Origin of the sequence: Agarivorans sp. QJM3NY_30 (assembly GCF_050870855.2) — a bacterium.
Classification (GTDB): Bacteria; Pseudomonadota; Gammaproteobacteria; order Enterobacterales; family Celerinatantimonadaceae; genus Agarivorans.
Genome location: NZ_CP194038.2, coordinates 4,323,343 through 4,337,558, shown reverse-complemented (window position 1 = coordinate 4,337,558; position 14,216 = coordinate 4,323,343). Strand labels below are relative to the sequence as shown.

Annotated in this window: 14 protein-coding genes and 2 pseudogenes; 7 read left to right on the top strand and 9 right to left on the bottom strand. The window is 44.3% G+C overall.

Annotation, left to right across the window (positions count from 1 at the left end; genetic code table 11):
• Nucleotides 1–61: 61 nt before the first annotated feature.
• The 5 genes from ACRRSX_RS19625 to ACRRSX_RS19605 form a co-directional block, all read right to left on the bottom strand.
• Nucleotides 62–670 (bottom strand): LysE family translocator, encoded by a 609-nt coding sequence (locus ACRRSX_RS19625; RefSeq protein WP_432455905.1) that lies wholly within the window; start codon nt 668–670, stop codon nt 62–64.
• Nucleotides 671–820: 150 nt separating this feature from the next.
• On the bottom strand, nt 821–1,195 hold the full coding sequence (locus tag ACRRSX_RS19620) for a DUF5522 domain-containing protein (protein WP_432455906.1): 375 nt from the start codon (nt 1,193–1,195) through the stop codon (nt 821–823).
• Nucleotides 1,196–1,265: 70 nt separating this feature from the next.
• Complete coding sequence (locus tag ACRRSX_RS19615; protein WP_432455907.1) at nt 1,266–2,162, bottom strand: LysR family transcriptional regulator; 897 nt, start codon at nt 2,160–2,162, stop codon at nt 1,266–1,268.
• A 171-nt stretch (nt 2,163–2,333) separates the two neighbouring features.
• Nucleotides 2,334–3,110: a substrate-binding periplasmic protein gene (locus ACRRSX_RS19610; RefSeq protein WP_432455908.1), complete on the bottom strand. Its 777-nt coding sequence runs from the start codon at nt 3,108–3,110 to the stop codon at nt 2,334–2,336.
• A gap of 110 nt (nt 3,111–3,220) precedes the next feature.
• A complete protein-coding gene (locus tag ACRRSX_RS19605; RefSeq protein ID WP_432455909.1) occupies nt 3,221–5,008 on the bottom strand; it encodes a protein-disulfide reductase DsbD in 1,788 nt (595 codons plus the stop codon).
• Nucleotides 5,009–5,416: 408 nt separating this feature from the next.
• Here ACRRSX_RS19605 and ACRRSX_RS19600 point away from each other — a divergent pair, with 408 nt between their 5' ends.
• The gene (locus tag ACRRSX_RS19600; RefSeq protein WP_432455910.1) at nt 5,417–5,899 is read left to right on the top strand and encodes an FxsA family protein; all 483 of its coding nucleotides are present in this window, start codon (nt 5,417–5,419) and stop codon (nt 5,897–5,899) included.
• Nucleotides 5,900–5,954: 55 nt separating this feature from the next.
• On the opposite strand, the gene ACRRSX_RS19595 is transcribed toward ACRRSX_RS19600, so the two are convergent.
• Complete coding sequence (locus ACRRSX_RS19595) at nt 5,955–6,137, bottom strand: hypothetical protein (RefSeq protein ID WP_432455911.1); 183 nt, start codon at nt 6,135–6,137, stop codon at nt 5,955–5,957.
• A 327-nt stretch (nt 6,138–6,464) separates the two neighbouring features.
• On the opposite strand from ACRRSX_RS19595, the gene ACRRSX_RS19590 reads away from it, so the two are divergent.
• From ACRRSX_RS19590 to ACRRSX_RS19580, 3 genes and pseudogenes are all read left to right on the top strand, one after another.
• Complete coding sequence (locus ACRRSX_RS19590; protein ID WP_432455912.1) at nt 6,465–6,755, top strand: co-chaperone GroES; 291 nt, start codon at nt 6,465–6,467, stop codon at nt 6,753–6,755.
• A 47-nt stretch (nt 6,756–6,802) separates the two neighbouring features.
• Nucleotides 6,803–8,458, top strand: coding sequence for a chaperonin GroEL (groL, locus tag ACRRSX_RS19585; protein ID WP_432455913.1), 1,656 nt, complete (start codon nt 6,803–6,805; stop codon nt 8,456–8,458).
• Between the two features lie 330 nt (nt 8,459–8,788).
• A pseudogene (locus ACRRSX_RS19580) lies at nt 8,789–8,926 on the top strand (hypothetical protein); the annotation flags it as partial.
• A 77-nt stretch (nt 8,927–9,003) separates the two neighbouring features.
• Here the strand turns inward: ACRRSX_RS19580 and ACRRSX_RS19575 are convergent.
• Nucleotides 9,004–9,193, bottom strand: a pseudogene (locus ACRRSX_RS19575) (IS3 family transposase); the annotation flags it as partial.
• Between the two features lie 288 nt (nt 9,194–9,481).
• Here ACRRSX_RS19575 and ACRRSX_RS19570 point away from each other — a divergent pair.
• Together ACRRSX_RS19570 and ACRRSX_RS19565 are read left to right on the top strand one after the other, a co-directional pair.
• Nucleotides 9,482–9,973: a molybdopterin-binding oxidoreductase gene (locus ACRRSX_RS19570; RefSeq protein WP_432455914.1), complete on the top strand. Its 492-nt coding sequence runs from the start codon at nt 9,482–9,484 to the stop codon at nt 9,971–9,973.
• A gap of 11 nt (nt 9,974–9,984) precedes the next feature.
• The gene (locus tag ACRRSX_RS19565) at nt 9,985–11,889 is read left to right on the top strand and encodes a putative bifunctional diguanylate cyclase/phosphodiesterase (RefSeq protein WP_432455915.1); all 1,905 of its coding nucleotides are present in this window, start codon (nt 9,985–9,987) and stop codon (nt 11,887–11,889) included.
• Between the two features lie 219 nt (nt 11,890–12,108).
• Here the strand turns inward: ACRRSX_RS19565 and ACRRSX_RS19560 are convergent, their stop codons facing one another.
• Nucleotides 12,109–12,423 (bottom strand): hypothetical protein, encoded by a 315-nt coding sequence (locus tag ACRRSX_RS19560; protein WP_432455916.1) that lies wholly within the window; start codon nt 12,421–12,423, stop codon nt 12,109–12,111.
• An 86-nt stretch (nt 12,424–12,509) separates the two neighbouring features.
• The gene (gene epmB, locus ACRRSX_RS19555) at nt 12,510–13,532 is read right to left on the bottom strand and encodes an EF-P beta-lysylation protein EpmB (protein ID WP_432455917.1); all 1,023 of its coding nucleotides are present in this window, start codon (nt 13,530–13,532) and stop codon (nt 12,510–12,512) included.
• A gap of 34 nt (nt 13,533–13,566) precedes the next feature.
• Here epmB and efp point away from each other — a divergent pair, with 34 nt between their 5' ends.
• Nucleotides 13,567–14,133: an elongation factor P gene (gene efp, locus ACRRSX_RS19550; protein WP_432455918.1), complete on the top strand. Its 567-nt coding sequence runs from the start codon at nt 13,567–13,569 to the stop codon at nt 14,131–14,133.
• Nucleotides 14,134–14,216: the final 83 nt, after the last annotated feature.

Sequence of the window (14,216 nt, the reverse complement as noted above, 5' to 3'; positions counted from 1 at the left end):
GTGTTTCAGCCTTTTTTTTGACCATAGCACCAAGCGCTTGTGGATTCAATTTGCTTACTGGTTAACTGTGAAGGCCGAGCAAAGTTCCCATCCCGAGTAAGCTTGAACCGCTAAAACGATTAACCCATTGTTGGTAGCGCTGCAGTTTCATTTGTACTCGATGATGAGATAACAAATGTACCAACAAACACCACAACAGGCTGGTTTCGAGTAGTAAGGCGGCAGCCAAAATCAACTTGTCGCTAAACGCGGTCTCGCGACCGATAAACTGGCTAAAGACACTAACCACAAAGACCAGAATTTTAGGATTTAGCAAATTACAGGCAATGCCACTCAGGATGACTTTTTTACCCGCCTGGGGCTGTGAAGCTTTGCCAATTTTAAGTCCTTGCGGGCGACTGAGTAGGGTTTTAAGACCGATGAAGATCAAGAAACCTGCGCCACTCCAACGCAGGATTTCAAATAGTAGCGGGGATTGTTGGATGAGCAGTGATAAACCCGCGATAGCGAAGCAAATGTGAATGCTAAAGCCTAATAACACACCACATGCACATAGACTGGCTTGGCGCTTACTTTGGGTCGCGTGGCGAAGCACCATCACCATATCTGGGCCGGGGCTGAGCATGCCGAGTAGGTTAATTAATAATAATGCACTTAAGGCTTCGAACACCGGATTAATCCTTGCAATTAAAGAGCTACAGATGAAACAGCGGCTAGTGTAAGAACTTAAGTGAAATATTAAAATGGAATTATTGCTATCTAAAGTATTCCATTTTGGAATACTTTGGTGAGGCTTAGAGGGTTGGTGTTGGCTGGGTATTTATTTTGGCCGTTGGCGCTTAGGATAGGGACAGTTTCTACAGCCACTGCCACAGCAACTGCCTCGCTTTAGATGATACCAAGCACTAAACACCATTAATCCGTCTTTTTCTTGATAATCGATGTGCTGCTGTAGCGGGCTTTGATTATTTTGGTAGCGTTGAGCTAAGGCTAATAACTCATGGTGTGGCATGGTTTGGCATAATTGGTCTAGTTTTTGGCTGAGTTTTTTAGCCAAACAAGGGGCGCAATAACAGCTTTGCTCACTTAAATCGGCACTCACTGGCAAGATACTGGGCATCTTCATACACCAGCAATTTTTGTCGGCACTGCAATTGAGGGCTTGTCCACAGCCGGGACAAGTGTGCTGGCTCATATCTGTTCTCTACTCGATTAACTTATAAATGTGGCCCAGTGGCTTGTTTTAGCTTAACGGCTTCTCTGGGCTAAGTCATTGCTTGGTGTAGTTGCTGCCTAAACCAGCTATGGGCGGGATCGTGATGGTTACGATGGTGCCAAATCAGTGAGTAGTCGAAGCCGCTCGCAGTAAAAGGTAAGTCGACAATCGCTAGCGGACGTTGTTTGATTAACTGCTCAGCAATTTGGGCTGGCATGGTTAGAATGAAACGAGTCTCGGTTAAGATCTGCAGGGTGGCGAAGTACGATGAAGCTTTGAGCTGTATTTGCCGTTGTAAACCTTGTTGATTGAGGTAACGGTCGATTTGCGAGTTTTTATCGGCGCCAGTGGTGATGATTGCATGTGGATAACGGCAATAATCGGCTGCGCTGGGCGAACTGATATCGAGGTAAGGATGATGTTTATGCATCAAACAGACGAGATGATCGCTGCCTAAAGTGATGGCGTGCAACTCACTGCTATCTTGTGGTGGCAAGGTTAAACCTAGGTCAACTTCACCGCTATGTAATAAACGGCTGGTGGTGTGGTCCCAGTTACATAGTTCAACATTGAGTTGGGGGGCTTGCTGGTAAATTTTACTTAAGACTTTGGGTAATAAATGTTCGCTGACATAGTCAGAGGTTGCAATACAAAAAGTACGTTGGCAAAGGCTGGGCTCAAAGGCTTGTTGATGCAACAGGCTTTCTACTGAATCTAATAACGGGGCTACTTGTGCTTTTAATTCAAGGCCCTTAGGCGTGGTTTGTAATTGTCCTTGCACCCGAACTAATAGGGGATCGCCAAAAACATCGCGTAATTTGGCTAAATGCTTGCTCATGGCTGATTGACTCAGGTGCATTTTTTCGGCTGCACGAGTCACACTTTGTTCTTGCAACAGATAATATAAGGCACTGAGCAGGTTTAAATTAATTCTTCCAGGTTGCATAGGTCGCCTCAAGTAGGGATGGGGGCTTAGCTTAACTGGCTCGCGGTTCGCTGTATAGTGCGCTTGAATTCCGCCAATGAGTGGCTCGCTAGGGCTGCTTGTCACGCGCCTGGTTTGTTCAAGCAAGCAGCTGACTGCCCCCTGACGGCATCAGCCAAAATAAATATACAGTCACTGAGTAGGGCGAGAGGTTGCTAAGCTTGTTTGCATGTACTTATCAAAAATAGCTTGATAACTACCGTTGGCTTTTAGGGTGTCCAGAGCGGCTTGCCAGCGCTGAATTTCACTATCCGGCAGGTCTTTGTGAGCGGCGATATATAAGTCGGAGCGAAATACCTGAATCGGTATTTTCTCGATGCGCCGCATATCGACGGCCAGCATACGCATGTTATGGCTTACCCCTAAGTCGGTATCGCTTATGGCAATATCTGCGCGCCCTAGCAGGAGTTTCTGATACACCTGCATGCTGCTGGTGGCTGTCATGTCAAGGTTCTCGAAGCCCTGCTCTAATAACAGACTGGGGATGATGCCTTGATGGCGAGTCGCAATACGTTTGACGCGTTTAAGGTCGGCTAAACTGTCTACAGGAATGCGATGGCCTCTGCGCTTATAGAAGTAAATGCTGCCGTCACTGAGTGGACCAATCCATTTGTATTGCTGTTCCCTGCTGGGGGTGCGAAACAGCGAAAACATCATGGTTTGAGGACGGGAATTAAGGACGCGGGTGCTCCTCAGGCTTGGTAGCAGTTGGATCTGATAGTCTTCGTTCAGTAGCTTGAGGATGCCTGCTACTATTTCGGTAGAGAAGCCTACCAGTTTGCCATTTTCTTGGTAATTAAACGGAGCCCATTCCTCGGTTACCAGTAGCATGCCTGGTTTGTCAGTGGCGACAGACAGCGCAATATTGCTACAGCATAGCCATATCAAAAGGAGTAATTTTATGCGCATATACCATCCTGTTACTTGTGCGCCGGCCTTTTGGTTTACGCCAGCGCCACAGCCCTTGCACTGCAATTACGGATCATTACGGGGCTGTTGTGCTGCTCATTTAGCTTAATTTATAAGCCGTTTAGCAGTAAATGCGCATTAAAAGCTTCGGCGTTCATAAATCCAGTGATGCGCGCTTGCTGTAGCTCTTCTCCGCTTGCATTAAATAATAGCAGAGTGGGCAAGCCTAATACTTGGTAATGTGTGAGTAATTTGATCGAAGTGGCGTCGGTTGTTGTGACATCGGCTTGTAGCAATACCATGTTGTTGAGCTGTGCAGCGACCAATGGATCACTAAAAGTCTCTTTTTCAAAGGCCTTACAGGCGGTGCACCAGTCAGCATAAAAATCAACTAGTACTGGTTTTGCCTGGGCCGCGGCTAAATCGAGCTGCTGTTGCATTTCCTGCAAATTAGCCACTTGAATAAATTTCCCCTGTGGCATATTGGGCGCTTCATGCCACCAAGTTTGGCTGGCCCACAATAGGCTAATCAGCATGCAACCAAGAAGCAGTAATTGGCGCAGTGTTTGCCAAGGGCTGAGCGGGCTCAGCCGATTTTGATGGTAGTAATAGCCACTGGCCCCGAGAATCAGCAACAGCCATAGCCCTTGAACGAGTGATTCGGGAATAAAGCGTTCCAATAGCAAAATAGCTACGGCTAATAACATCACTCCAAAGAAGGTCTTCACGTGTACCATCCAAGCGCCGACTTTGGGTAATAATTTGCCACTGCTGGCGCCTAGTAACAGTAAGGGCAGGCCCATACCAAGACTTAAACTATAAAGGATCAGAGCCCCGAGCGCGAGATCCCCTGTTTGTGCCACATAAATGAGAACCCCTGATAAGGGCGCAGCAGTGCAAGGAGACGCCACTAAACCCGATATCATGCCCATGATAGCAGCACCGGAGAGAGAGCCAGCTTGTTGCTGATGGCTGAGCTGGTTGAGTTTTTGTTGGATGCGACCGGGGAGTTGTAGGGTAAAAACGCCAAACATGGACAGGGCTAATAGTACAAATAACAATGCTAAACTAGCCAAAATAGCAGGATGTTGTAGCGCGGCTTGAAACTGTAGGCCAGCACTGGCAACCACTAAACCTAAGCTCGTAAAGGTGAGCGCCATGCCTTGCACGTACGCCAAAGATAGGCGAAAAGCGCGCTGAGTGCTAAGTTGTTTACCCGGGCCAGCAATAATCCCAGTTAAAATAGGGTACATGGGGAAAACGCAGGGGGTAAATGCTAAACCGAGCCCCAAAATAAAGAAGAGTAATATATTCAACCAAATGTTGTTGTTGGTGAGTCGCTCGGCCAATACCCATTGCTGGCTAATCGGCTCACTTACCTTGAGGCCGGAGGGGCTTGGCGTTGCTTGCGCTACAGGAACTGTGGTGGATGGCTCGATATGATTGCTAAGAAAGGCTTCTTTGATTTGCGGTGGATAACATAAACCGGCTTTTGCACAGCCTTGATAACTGACTTCAATGCGAGAGGCATCGCCGAGTTGTGCGAGTGGGATGGTGAAGCTCACATCCTGTGGGTAAATCTGCACTTGGCCAAAATAGGGGTCATCATAGGGCTGTGCTTGAGGTAAGTAGTGACTGAGCTCGATTGGCTTATCATTGACCTTCACGCTAAATTGCCGCTGATAAAGATAGTAGTGAGGGGCCACTTGCCAGTTAAGTTGCAAGCCACCATCTTGTTCTAGAAAATTAAAGGCAAAGGCACTATCGACGGGCAAGAATTCTTCTGCATTACTCGTCACCGAAGGCTTGAGTCCTGGTAATTGATTAAGCAGACTTTCGGCATGCAGTGTAGAGCTGAAGTAAAATGCCAGTATGATGATAAAAATTCGTTTTGCCATGTGAGGTCTTTTCTCGCTCCCTAATCAATATACAACCCTATAAAGGTCATCCGAAAATCAGTATGCCGTTCAATCAATACTTACGAGAGCATCGGTCTTGGAAGTACTTTTTTACGACTCATGATAGACAGACCTCAGTTGCGACAAAATAATAACACAAACCCTGATTTTTTTGCTTGCTGAGGATTTTGTTCGAAATCGTTGCATTTTGCTGATTGGTTTTATAAATGTGGCTTGTTCATTTTTCGAGGTATTCATTTCTTAGCGTAATAATGTGTATCATTCAAGATAAATAGCACTGACGATATCAAGCAGACAGCCTTTAAATTTGCGCTGATGCTCCCCATATTTTAGTCTTAGCAGATAAAGCATTGTTTAGTGCTTTGCCATTTGAAGAGGATTTCTCCCTTGTTTTTATATATTTTTTTGTTATTTGCGGGTCTGTCATACGCTGAAATCTTTGTACTAATTAAGGTGGGTAGTTTGATGGGAGCGCTTCCTGCGATTGGATTGACGATCCTCACCGCAGTCGTCGGAGCCTCTTTAGTTCGTAGTCAAGGCTTACAAACCGCCTTCCAAGCACGAGCGGCGATGGAGCGAGGCGAAACACCTGCGCAACAAATGTTTGAAGGCCTGATGCTGATTGTTGCTGGCGTGATGTTGGTGATGCCGGGATTTATTACTGATTTCTTCGGTTTATTGTTATTGTTCCCGCCACTACGCGCAGCTTTGGCGGCTCGATTTTTGAAATCGCAACTATTAAAAATGCAAACCATGAGAAATCAATCACCAGACTTTGGGCAAGAACAAGAAACGGGGCCAGCCAATATCAAAGATGTCGACAAGTCTGGAAATGTGATTGAAGGTGAGTTCGAAAGAAAAGATGATTAAAAAAATAAGGGCTTATAGCCCTTATTTTTGAGTATGCTTGGTTGAGCAATCGATGTTAGTGTTTAGTGGTTACGACTCTAGGGTTCATCCCCATGCTCGTTGACAAAAAACTACCAAACTCGTCGGAGCGAAGATGTTCTTCCGCTTCTGCTACGCTACCTTGAAAAGGTACATAGACGGTTTTTTCTTTAGAAAAGAAACCGCTTAAACGCTCGAAGGCAATATAAATTGGCTGCATGCTTAGTGCTCCCGTTATTACGCTAATAAACTGAACTGGTTGTTATTAAGTTGTTATAGTTTTGTGTTAAATGATGTTTTGTATGACCAGTCGGTGTGATCCTGCTCAAATTTCAGCTTAAATTCAAGCGTTTTTTGTACAACTTGTCGATGAAAATGTTTTCAGATTGATTTCAGTTATATTTTTTCGATAAAAAAATAAAAAATTTTCTATCCCCCCTTGTATGCGCAACTAACGACCCCCATCTTATTTGCAAGATTAAGTTTGTAACTCTGAGTTACATATACATGAACAAAACACGATTGTTTTTTTAAAGGAGAGATCGCAATGAATATCCGTCCGTTGCATGACCGCGTTATCATCAAACGTAAAGATCAAGAAAGTAAATCAGCTGGTGGCATCGTGCTTACAGGATCTGCAGCAGAAAAATCAAGCCGTGGCGAAATACTCGCTGTAGGTAAAGGTCGTATGCTAGAAAATGGTGAGTTACTTGCCCTAGATGTAAAAGTGGGTGACACCGTTATATTTAACGAAGGCTACGGCACTAAAACTGAGAAAGTTGACGGTGAAGAAGTATTGATTATGTCTGAATCAGACATTCTTGCAATTGTAGAATAATCTCCCTTTTTCGATAGAGAAAACAGAACTCATTTTAGGAAAAAATCATGGCAGCTAAAGACGTATTATTTGGTAATGATTCTCGCGGCAAAATGTTAGCGGGCGTAAACATTCTAGCAGACGCAGTAAAAGTAACTTTAGGTCCGAAAGGTCGTAATGTTGTTTTAGACAAATCTTTTGGAGCACCGACTATCACTAAAGATGGTGTTTCGGTTGCAAAAGAAATTGAGCTAGAAGATAAGTTTGAAAACATGGGCGCTCAAATGGTGAAAGAAGTTGCTTCTCAAGCCAATGATGCCGCTGGTGATGGAACAACTACTGCAACTGTACTTGCGCAGTGTATCGTTAACGAAGGCCTAAAAGCCGTTGCCGCAGGTATGAATCCAATGGATCTGAAGCGCGGTATCGACAAAGCTGTTGTTGCAGCTGTGGCTGAGCTTAAAAACTTGTCTGCACCTTGTGCCGATACTAAGGCGATTGCTCAAGTTGGGACTATCTCTGCTAACTCTGATACCACCGTGGGTAATATCATTGCAGAAGCAATGGAAAAAGTAGGTAAAGAAGGCGTTATTACTGTAGAAGAAGGTCAAGCTCTGACTGATGAGCTAGACGTTGTTGAAGGAATGCAGTTCGATCGCGGTTACCTGTCTCCTTACTTCATCAATAACCAAGAAAATGGCAGCGTAGAGCTAGATAGCCCTTACATTTTATTGGCTGATAAGAAAATTTCTAACATCCGTGAGTTACTTCCATTGTTAGAAGCTTTGGCGAAAGCGGGCAAACCTTTACTGATTATTGCCGAAGATGTTGAAGGCGAAGCCTTAGCCACACTAGTTGTTAACAACATGCGTGGTATTGTGAAAGTTTCAGCAGTAAAAGCCCCTGGGTTTGGTGACCGTCGTAAAGCGATGTTACAAGACATTGCGATCCTAACCAACGGTACAGTGATTTCAGAAGAAGTTGGTTTGGAACTTGAAAAAGCGACTTTAGAAGATCTTGGTAGCGCTAAGCGTGTAGTGATTACTAAAGATAACACCACCATTATTGATGGTTTAGGTGAAGAAGCTGCGATTGAAGGACGTGTTGTACAAATTCGTCAACAAATTGAAGATACCTCTTCTGACTACGACCGTGAAAAACTTCAAGAACGTGTTGCTAAACTTGCTGGCGGTGTTGCCGTGATTAAAGTGGGCGCTGCGACTGAAGTTGAAATGAAAGAGAAGAAAGCGCGTGTTGAAGATGCGCTACATGCGACTCGCGCTGCGGTTGAAGAAGGTGTGGTTGCCGGTGGTGGTGTTGCGTTGGTTCGAGCTGCGGCTAAAATTATTGACCTTAAAGGTGATAATGAAGAGCAAAACGTTGGTATTCGTGTTGCGCTTCGCGCGATGGAAGCCCCACTTCGTCAAATCGTTGATAACGCAGGTGATGAATCATCAGTGGTATGTAACAACGTGAAAGAAGGTGAAGCTAACTACGGCTACAATGCTGGTACTGGTGAATATGGTGACATGTTAGCAATGGGTATTCTTGACCCAACTAAAGTGACTCGTAGTGCCCTTCAATTCGCTGCATCGATTGCAGGCTTAATGATCACCACTGAGTGCATGATCACTGATAAGCCTGAAGATAAAGCTGCTGGTGCACCTGATATGGGTGGCATGGGCGGTATGGGTGGAATGGGCGGTATGGGCGGCATGATGTAATCATAGCGCCAGCTATCCATAGAAACTCATAAAGTTTCAGAAAGCCCGTAAGGCATTGCTTTACGGGCTTTTTTGTTTCTTAAGTCTTTGCTCTTTCAAAGGCTGGGTGCCCTGGAGTGAAAGCTTTAAGAATGAACTAGCAATGCCCAGCGGCCTGTGGGTAACAGAAGGTATCTTAAAGCATGTTGAGTAAGTCAAATAAATTGACTCAGTTGCTGAGGGAGCCTTTTATATTTGATCCCTTTTATACTATTTGCTGTTGTATTGCTTTCTTCAAGAAACGCTTCTTTCTATTTGTTGCTAGCGGTATATTGCTAAGTCACTAATCGCGTGCGTCGTAGTTTAATAGACTGTTTTCTTGGAGAGCCGGTGGAAATTAAAAACAAATATGTAAATAGAGGAATAGATTACATCGTTGATAACCTTGAGAATGAATTAAAAGTAGAAGATGTAGCGCGCTATTGCCATTTGTCGAAGTTCCATTTCACTCGTTTATTCAAGGAGGAAACTGGCGATAGTGTCTATGCGATGATTAAAAAAATGAAAATGGAGGAGATCACCAAGTCAATCGTCATGCGTTTATCAATATGCCCAGCAACGACACGGCGGGAATACAAATCGATGACCAGAGCGAGGACATCCAAGTTTCATCTGCGCTTAAATAGCTTGCCTCTCCTGTGCTGTCCAAACTTGCTTAGCTGTAACAAGATTTAAGTTCTGGTTTAATAAGTTATCAAACTTACCTATCAGCTTTGAGTGCTATACTCACTCATCTTAAAGGCCTCTTTACATAAGTGTTTACCTAACTCGCGCTAACCTTAGCTAATTTTACTTTGTGTCGTGGTGCATTGCTCCCGCTTGCTGGAAAACAATGAATAATCTTCAGTAGGGGCTGGCTTGCCTTTTTTATTGAGTATTGTTCATCCATACTCAATGGTACGATGACTGCGGCCTGTGTGGATTGTCAGGCTAAAACAGTTCATATTGTAAGCGCATTACCAAGCACGTTAAGGAGGACGAGTTATGCGATATCTGATGGCATTAAGTATGTTGTTGTACTCAGTGATGGTGTCTGCTGATTTAGCCAAACCGAATGGCCCACCGGTATTGACTCTGGCTGGTGCCATTACACAAGGTAACAATCAAGGCGCTGCTGATTTTGATTTAAAGATGTTACAGGACTTACCGCAATACTCTATCGTGACGCGTAATCCTTGGGTTGAAAGTCGTCACCATTATCGAGGCCCTCGAGTGGCGGACATACTTGAGCTTGTTGGCGCGGAGTCGACTCGCTTGATCATGGTTGCCTTAAATGACTATGAGGTGGAAATTGATTTTTCCGATATCAGTCAGTTTGATCCAATCTTAGCTTGGTCTGATAACGAACATCTTATGCGAGTGCGCGAGAAAGGCCCGCTATGGTTAATGTTACCGATTGATCAGCATCCAGAGCTGTTACAAATGCCATATAATGATTTTATGATTTGGCAATTACGCAAAATTATTGTTAAGTGAGTTGCTGACTTGTGAATTGGTTACTTCGATTACCCAAACAGTATAAGAGCTTTTTACTATCATTGGTGATTATGCTGTTTATCGTGAGCGCATTGGTTTGTGTTTACCAGCTACGCCATATTATTCGTTTATTAGAGTCCCCTAAATCAACCACCTCTTGGTCAGTGGTGCAGTTGCAAAGCGAACACCGGCGCTTTATTAGCGCATTGCGGCTTTATCGTTTGGGAGGGATAGAGAAAGATGAGCTGATGTTGCGTTATGACATCCTATGGAGTCGGATCCCTGTGCTTTTGGAAGGCGAGGAAACTGCCGGATTTCAAAGCGATCAAAATGCCACTCAGTTGGTCAGAGAGCTATTTAAAGAGATCCAGCGAATTGAGCCTTTATTGCAAGCCTTTACTCCCGATAATACCAAACTTGGACGCTTGGTGGAGCGCCTGAAGTCTTATTCAACACCTCTCAACTCTCTTGTGAATAAAGAATTTCAACGTAATAGCGAATTTGATTATAAAACGGATATTCGCTTACTGCAGTTGCAATTAATTCTGTCTTTTTCGATTGGTGCTTTACTGATCTGTGGCTCGATCTTGATTATTTGGATTGTTCGAGAGAATCATTTGAATCGCTATTTAGCGAATCATGACATCTTAACGGGTTTGCCTAATCGGGCTGGTTTACGCGAGTTTATTACTAGCTTGGAAAACAATCGTCGTGATTACGCCATTATGGTGATGGATTTGAATGGCTTCAAAGGCATTAACGATAGCTATGGTCATCAATACGGCGATCAGATTTTAAATTTGGTCGGGCAGCGTTTACAGGGACAAATGCGCCAGTGTGATTTTGCGGTCCGCTTGGGAGGCGATGAGTTTGCGATTGTGCAAACGCGAGTGCGTTTGCAAGAGGATAGCGCTGGTTTTGCCCAGCGCTTAATTGAAGTAATTGAAAAACCGATGTCTTTAAAAGGGCGAGAATGTTTTGTGGGAACCAGTATCGGCATTAGTTTAGCGCTAGAGAATGACTATGATTGGTTAACGATACTGGGTCAGGCCGATACCGCGATGTATTTGGCAAAGCAGCAGTCGCGTGGGAGTTCTTGGCAGTTTTTTGCAGGGGAGATGCAATTAGCTCAAGAGCGAGAACAATTGTTGCTGAGTCAGCTACGAGAGGCATTGGAGCAGCATCAGCTTTGTTTGTTTTATCAAGCAATCGTTGACTTGTCTAAATTGCAGGTTGTTGGTGCTGAAGTTCAGGTGCGTTGGCAGCACCCAGTCTATGGGATGGTCAAACAAACTGAATTGCTCGAGCTTGCACAAGCCTGTGGTTGTGTGGTGGCTTTAGAGTCATGGGTGCTTCGAGAAGCGACCCAACAGTTGAAGCTTTGGCAACATGAGTATAGTGCTAACTTGCAGCTAGCGGTTTCTATTTCATCCAGTACGCTCCATAACGATTTTTTAGTATTGGTGAATAAAGTCTTGGTTGAGAGTCGGATCTTACCCCATCGCTTGATCATCAATATTATCGATAGTAATCAACATATGTTATTGGATAGTGTGGAAGCGATCCGTGAATTACGTCGGATAGGGGTGAGTTTGTCGTTAGACAACTTTGGCAGTGCAGAGTGTCCTCTTGAATTACTGAATCATCTTCCGGTGCAATATTTACGGGGAGCGGAGTCTCTGATGTCTGAGCTTTTAAGCGCTGTCGATGAACAACCATTACTGACCGCGACAGTGTTGTTTGCGAATCGTTTAGGGGTGAAGTTGATCGTATCGGCAGTTGATAATGAACAACATTTAGCCCACCTAAAAGCGATAACCAAAGACGTTTTTGTATTAGGTGCGGCTTTCGCGGATTGGGCACCAGCAGAACGGTTTCAAGCTAACTTAGGTGATGATTTTACGGCAGACCGTTGAGCCTCGCTCATTGGTTTTACTGTTATGGCTAGTTTATTGAGCTAAAGCCATGCAGATCACATGTAAATTATGGGGCCACTTGTTATAAGTGCGATTTTAAGTGGCCCTAGAACTTCTTGCCTAGGTAAAACTAGCAGTACTGACTTAGCTGATTTCGAGGGGCTGCACATGTAACTTGTTCTGTCTCTAACCATGATGCCCAGAAAAGTGCGAACGGCTCTAATGAGTAAGGAATTTAAATTTTGCAAGTAAGCTATGTAGTTGTTCGAGTTTGGCGACGATGAGTTTAAGCTGAGTCACAAAATGTTCGTCGTCTTCGCATTCTTGTAATAACACTAAGTCACTGGCAAGCTCTTCAACATAAGGTAGAAAATGCCGATGCTGCAGTTTAAATAAACTTTCTTTAAAGAGGGCGCTAAACTTTGCTTTTCCTTGTTCTTGTTGTTGCTTAAGCAGTTCATCTGCATCAATGGCTTTGTGGTAAATATCTTTTAAATTTTGCTGGATCTGTTTAATGAGCTTGGTTTTATCCATGAGTTTTATCACTATCTTGGTGTTTAATATAGCTTAGCTTGAAGCACTAAAATGTGCCTATTCAACAAAGCGAGCACTGTTTTTGTTTAATCTAAGCCGATGTCTATCGGTGTTTTACTGGCTTTTCCGGCTTGTTCGCGAGCGAGTCGTGGAACCAAAAATCCAGGCAGTCTTTGATAAAGTTGCTGCATAATAGCAATCGCCTGCGCTTGGTCAACGTCGAAGTGGGCCGCACCCGAGACTTTATCCAATAAAAATAAATAGTAGGGCATGATATGTGCGGCAAATAAGGCTTCGCTTAGCTCACTTAAGACTTGCGCATCGTTGTTCACCCCGTTCAACAATACCGCTTGGTTGAGTAAGCAAATCCCAGCATCGTGCAATTTTAAAAATGCTTGGCTGAGTTCTTGGTTTAGCTCGTTGGGGTGATTAATGTGGCTTACCACGATGCACCTTAAGCGAGAACTTGCAAGTAATGTTACCAATTCATCGGTAATGCGAGAAGGGATCACAACCGGCAAACGACTATGGATCCGTAAACGTTTAAGGTGTGGAATTTGTTCTAGTTGTTTAATTAACCAAGCCAGTTGATGGTCGTTGGCCATTAGCGGATCGCCCCCACTAAAAATGACTTCATTAATTCCGCTATCTTGGCGAATGTATTCAAGTGCCTGTTGCCAACCTGCTTTGTTAGGACTGTTATCTTGATAAGGGAAATGACGGCGAAAGCAATAGCGGCAGTTTATCGCGCAACCACCGCGAACAATAAATAGCACTCGGCTTGTGTATTTATGTAATAGACCGGGAAGCGCGGCTTGATGTTCTCCGAGAGGATCGATGCTAAATCCTGGACTGTCGAGAAACTCATCGCTACAGGGCATAACCTGACGTAGCAGCGGATCCTCTGGATTACCTTTTTGCATCCGTTTCACAAAGTTCAAGGGGACTCGTACCGGGAATAACTTACGTGCAGCGAAGTGTTGCTGGTAATTTTCAGGGTCCAGATCTAAGTATTGCAACAGCTGTTTGGGATCTGTTACTGCATTTGCAAGTTCTTTTTGCCAATTAACCTGCACAGTTGAGTCGTTTCGCGTTATTATTCGCAGCATTGAATTTGAAATAACCTTGTATGTAGAGGACTAAATGGCGTCATATAGTACCAGTGAATTCCGCGGCGGGCTAAAATTAATGCTCGACGGCGAGCCTTATGCAATTTTGGAAAACGAGTTTGTCAAACCCGGTAAAGGGCAGGCGTTTAACCGAGTTAAACTGCGTCGTCTGTTAACCGGAAAAGTATTGGAGAAAACCTTTAAATCAGGTGAGTCGGTGGAAGCCGCCGATGTCATGGATCACGAGCTTGCATTTTTGTACAGCGATGGTGAGTTTTGGCATTTCATGAATAATGATACTTTTGAGCAAGTTGCGGCTGACGAAAAAGCGGTTGGGGATACAGCCAAATGGTTGGTTGAACAAGATCTTTGCGTTATTACGACTTGGAATGAAAACCCTATTGCAGTGACTCCGCCTAATTTTGTGGAGCTTGAAGTCACTGAAACAGATCCTGGCCTTAAAGGCGATACAGCTGGTACTGGCGGCAAACCCGCAACCCTGAGTACGGGTGCCGTGGTGCGAGTTCCTTTGTTTATTCAAATTGGTGAAGTGGTTAAAGTCGACACGCGTAGTGCTGAGTATGTTGGACGAGTGAAATAAGAGCCTTCTTAAGGTTGGATTTAAAGGAGCTTGATGCTCCTTTTTTTTATATTTTTTGTTTCTCTTTAAATATAATGTATTCA

Bases quoted from the DNA above. Each gene is read 5' to 3' on its own strand.
- ACRRSX_RS19590 (WP_432455912.1), top strand. From the start codon at position 6,465: ATGAATATCCGTCCGTTGCATGACCGCGTTATCATCAAACGTAAAGAT.
- ACRRSX_RS19595 (WP_432455911.1), bottom strand. From the start codon at position 6,137: ATGCAGCCAATTTATATTGCCTTCGAGCGTTTAAGCGGTTTCTTTTCT.
- ACRRSX_RS19560 (WP_432455916.1), bottom strand. From the start codon at position 12,423: ATGGATAAAACCAAGCTCATTAAACAGATCCAGCAAAATTTAAAAGAT.
- ACRRSX_RS19620 (WP_432455906.1), bottom strand. From the start codon at position 1,195: ATGAGCCAGCACACTTGTCCCGGCTGTGGACAAGCCCTCAATTGCAGT.
- epmB (WP_432455917.1), bottom strand. From the start codon at position 13,532: ATGCTGCGAATAATAACGCGAAACGACTCAACTGTGCAGGTTAATTGG.
- ACRRSX_RS19605 (WP_432455909.1), bottom strand. From the start codon at position 5,008: ATGGCAAAACGAATTTTTATCATCATACTGGCATTTTACTTCAGCTCT.
- groL (WP_432455913.1), top strand. From the start codon at position 6,803: ATGGCAGCTAAAGACGTATTATTTGGTAATGATTCTCGCGGCAAAATG.
- ACRRSX_RS19615 (WP_432455907.1), bottom strand. From the start codon at position 2,162: ATGCAACCTGGAAGAATTAATTTAAACCTGCTCAGTGCCTTATATTAT.
- ACRRSX_RS19570 (WP_432455914.1), top strand. From the start codon at position 9,482: ATGCGATATCTGATGGCATTAAGTATGTTGTTGTACTCAGTGATGGTG.
- efp (WP_432455918.1), top strand. From the start codon at position 13,567: ATGGCGTCATATAGTACCAGTGAATTCCGCGGCGGGCTAAAATTAATG.
- ACRRSX_RS19610 (WP_432455908.1), bottom strand. From the start codon at position 3,110: ATGCGCATAAAATTACTCCTTTTGATATGGCTATGCTGTAGCAATATT.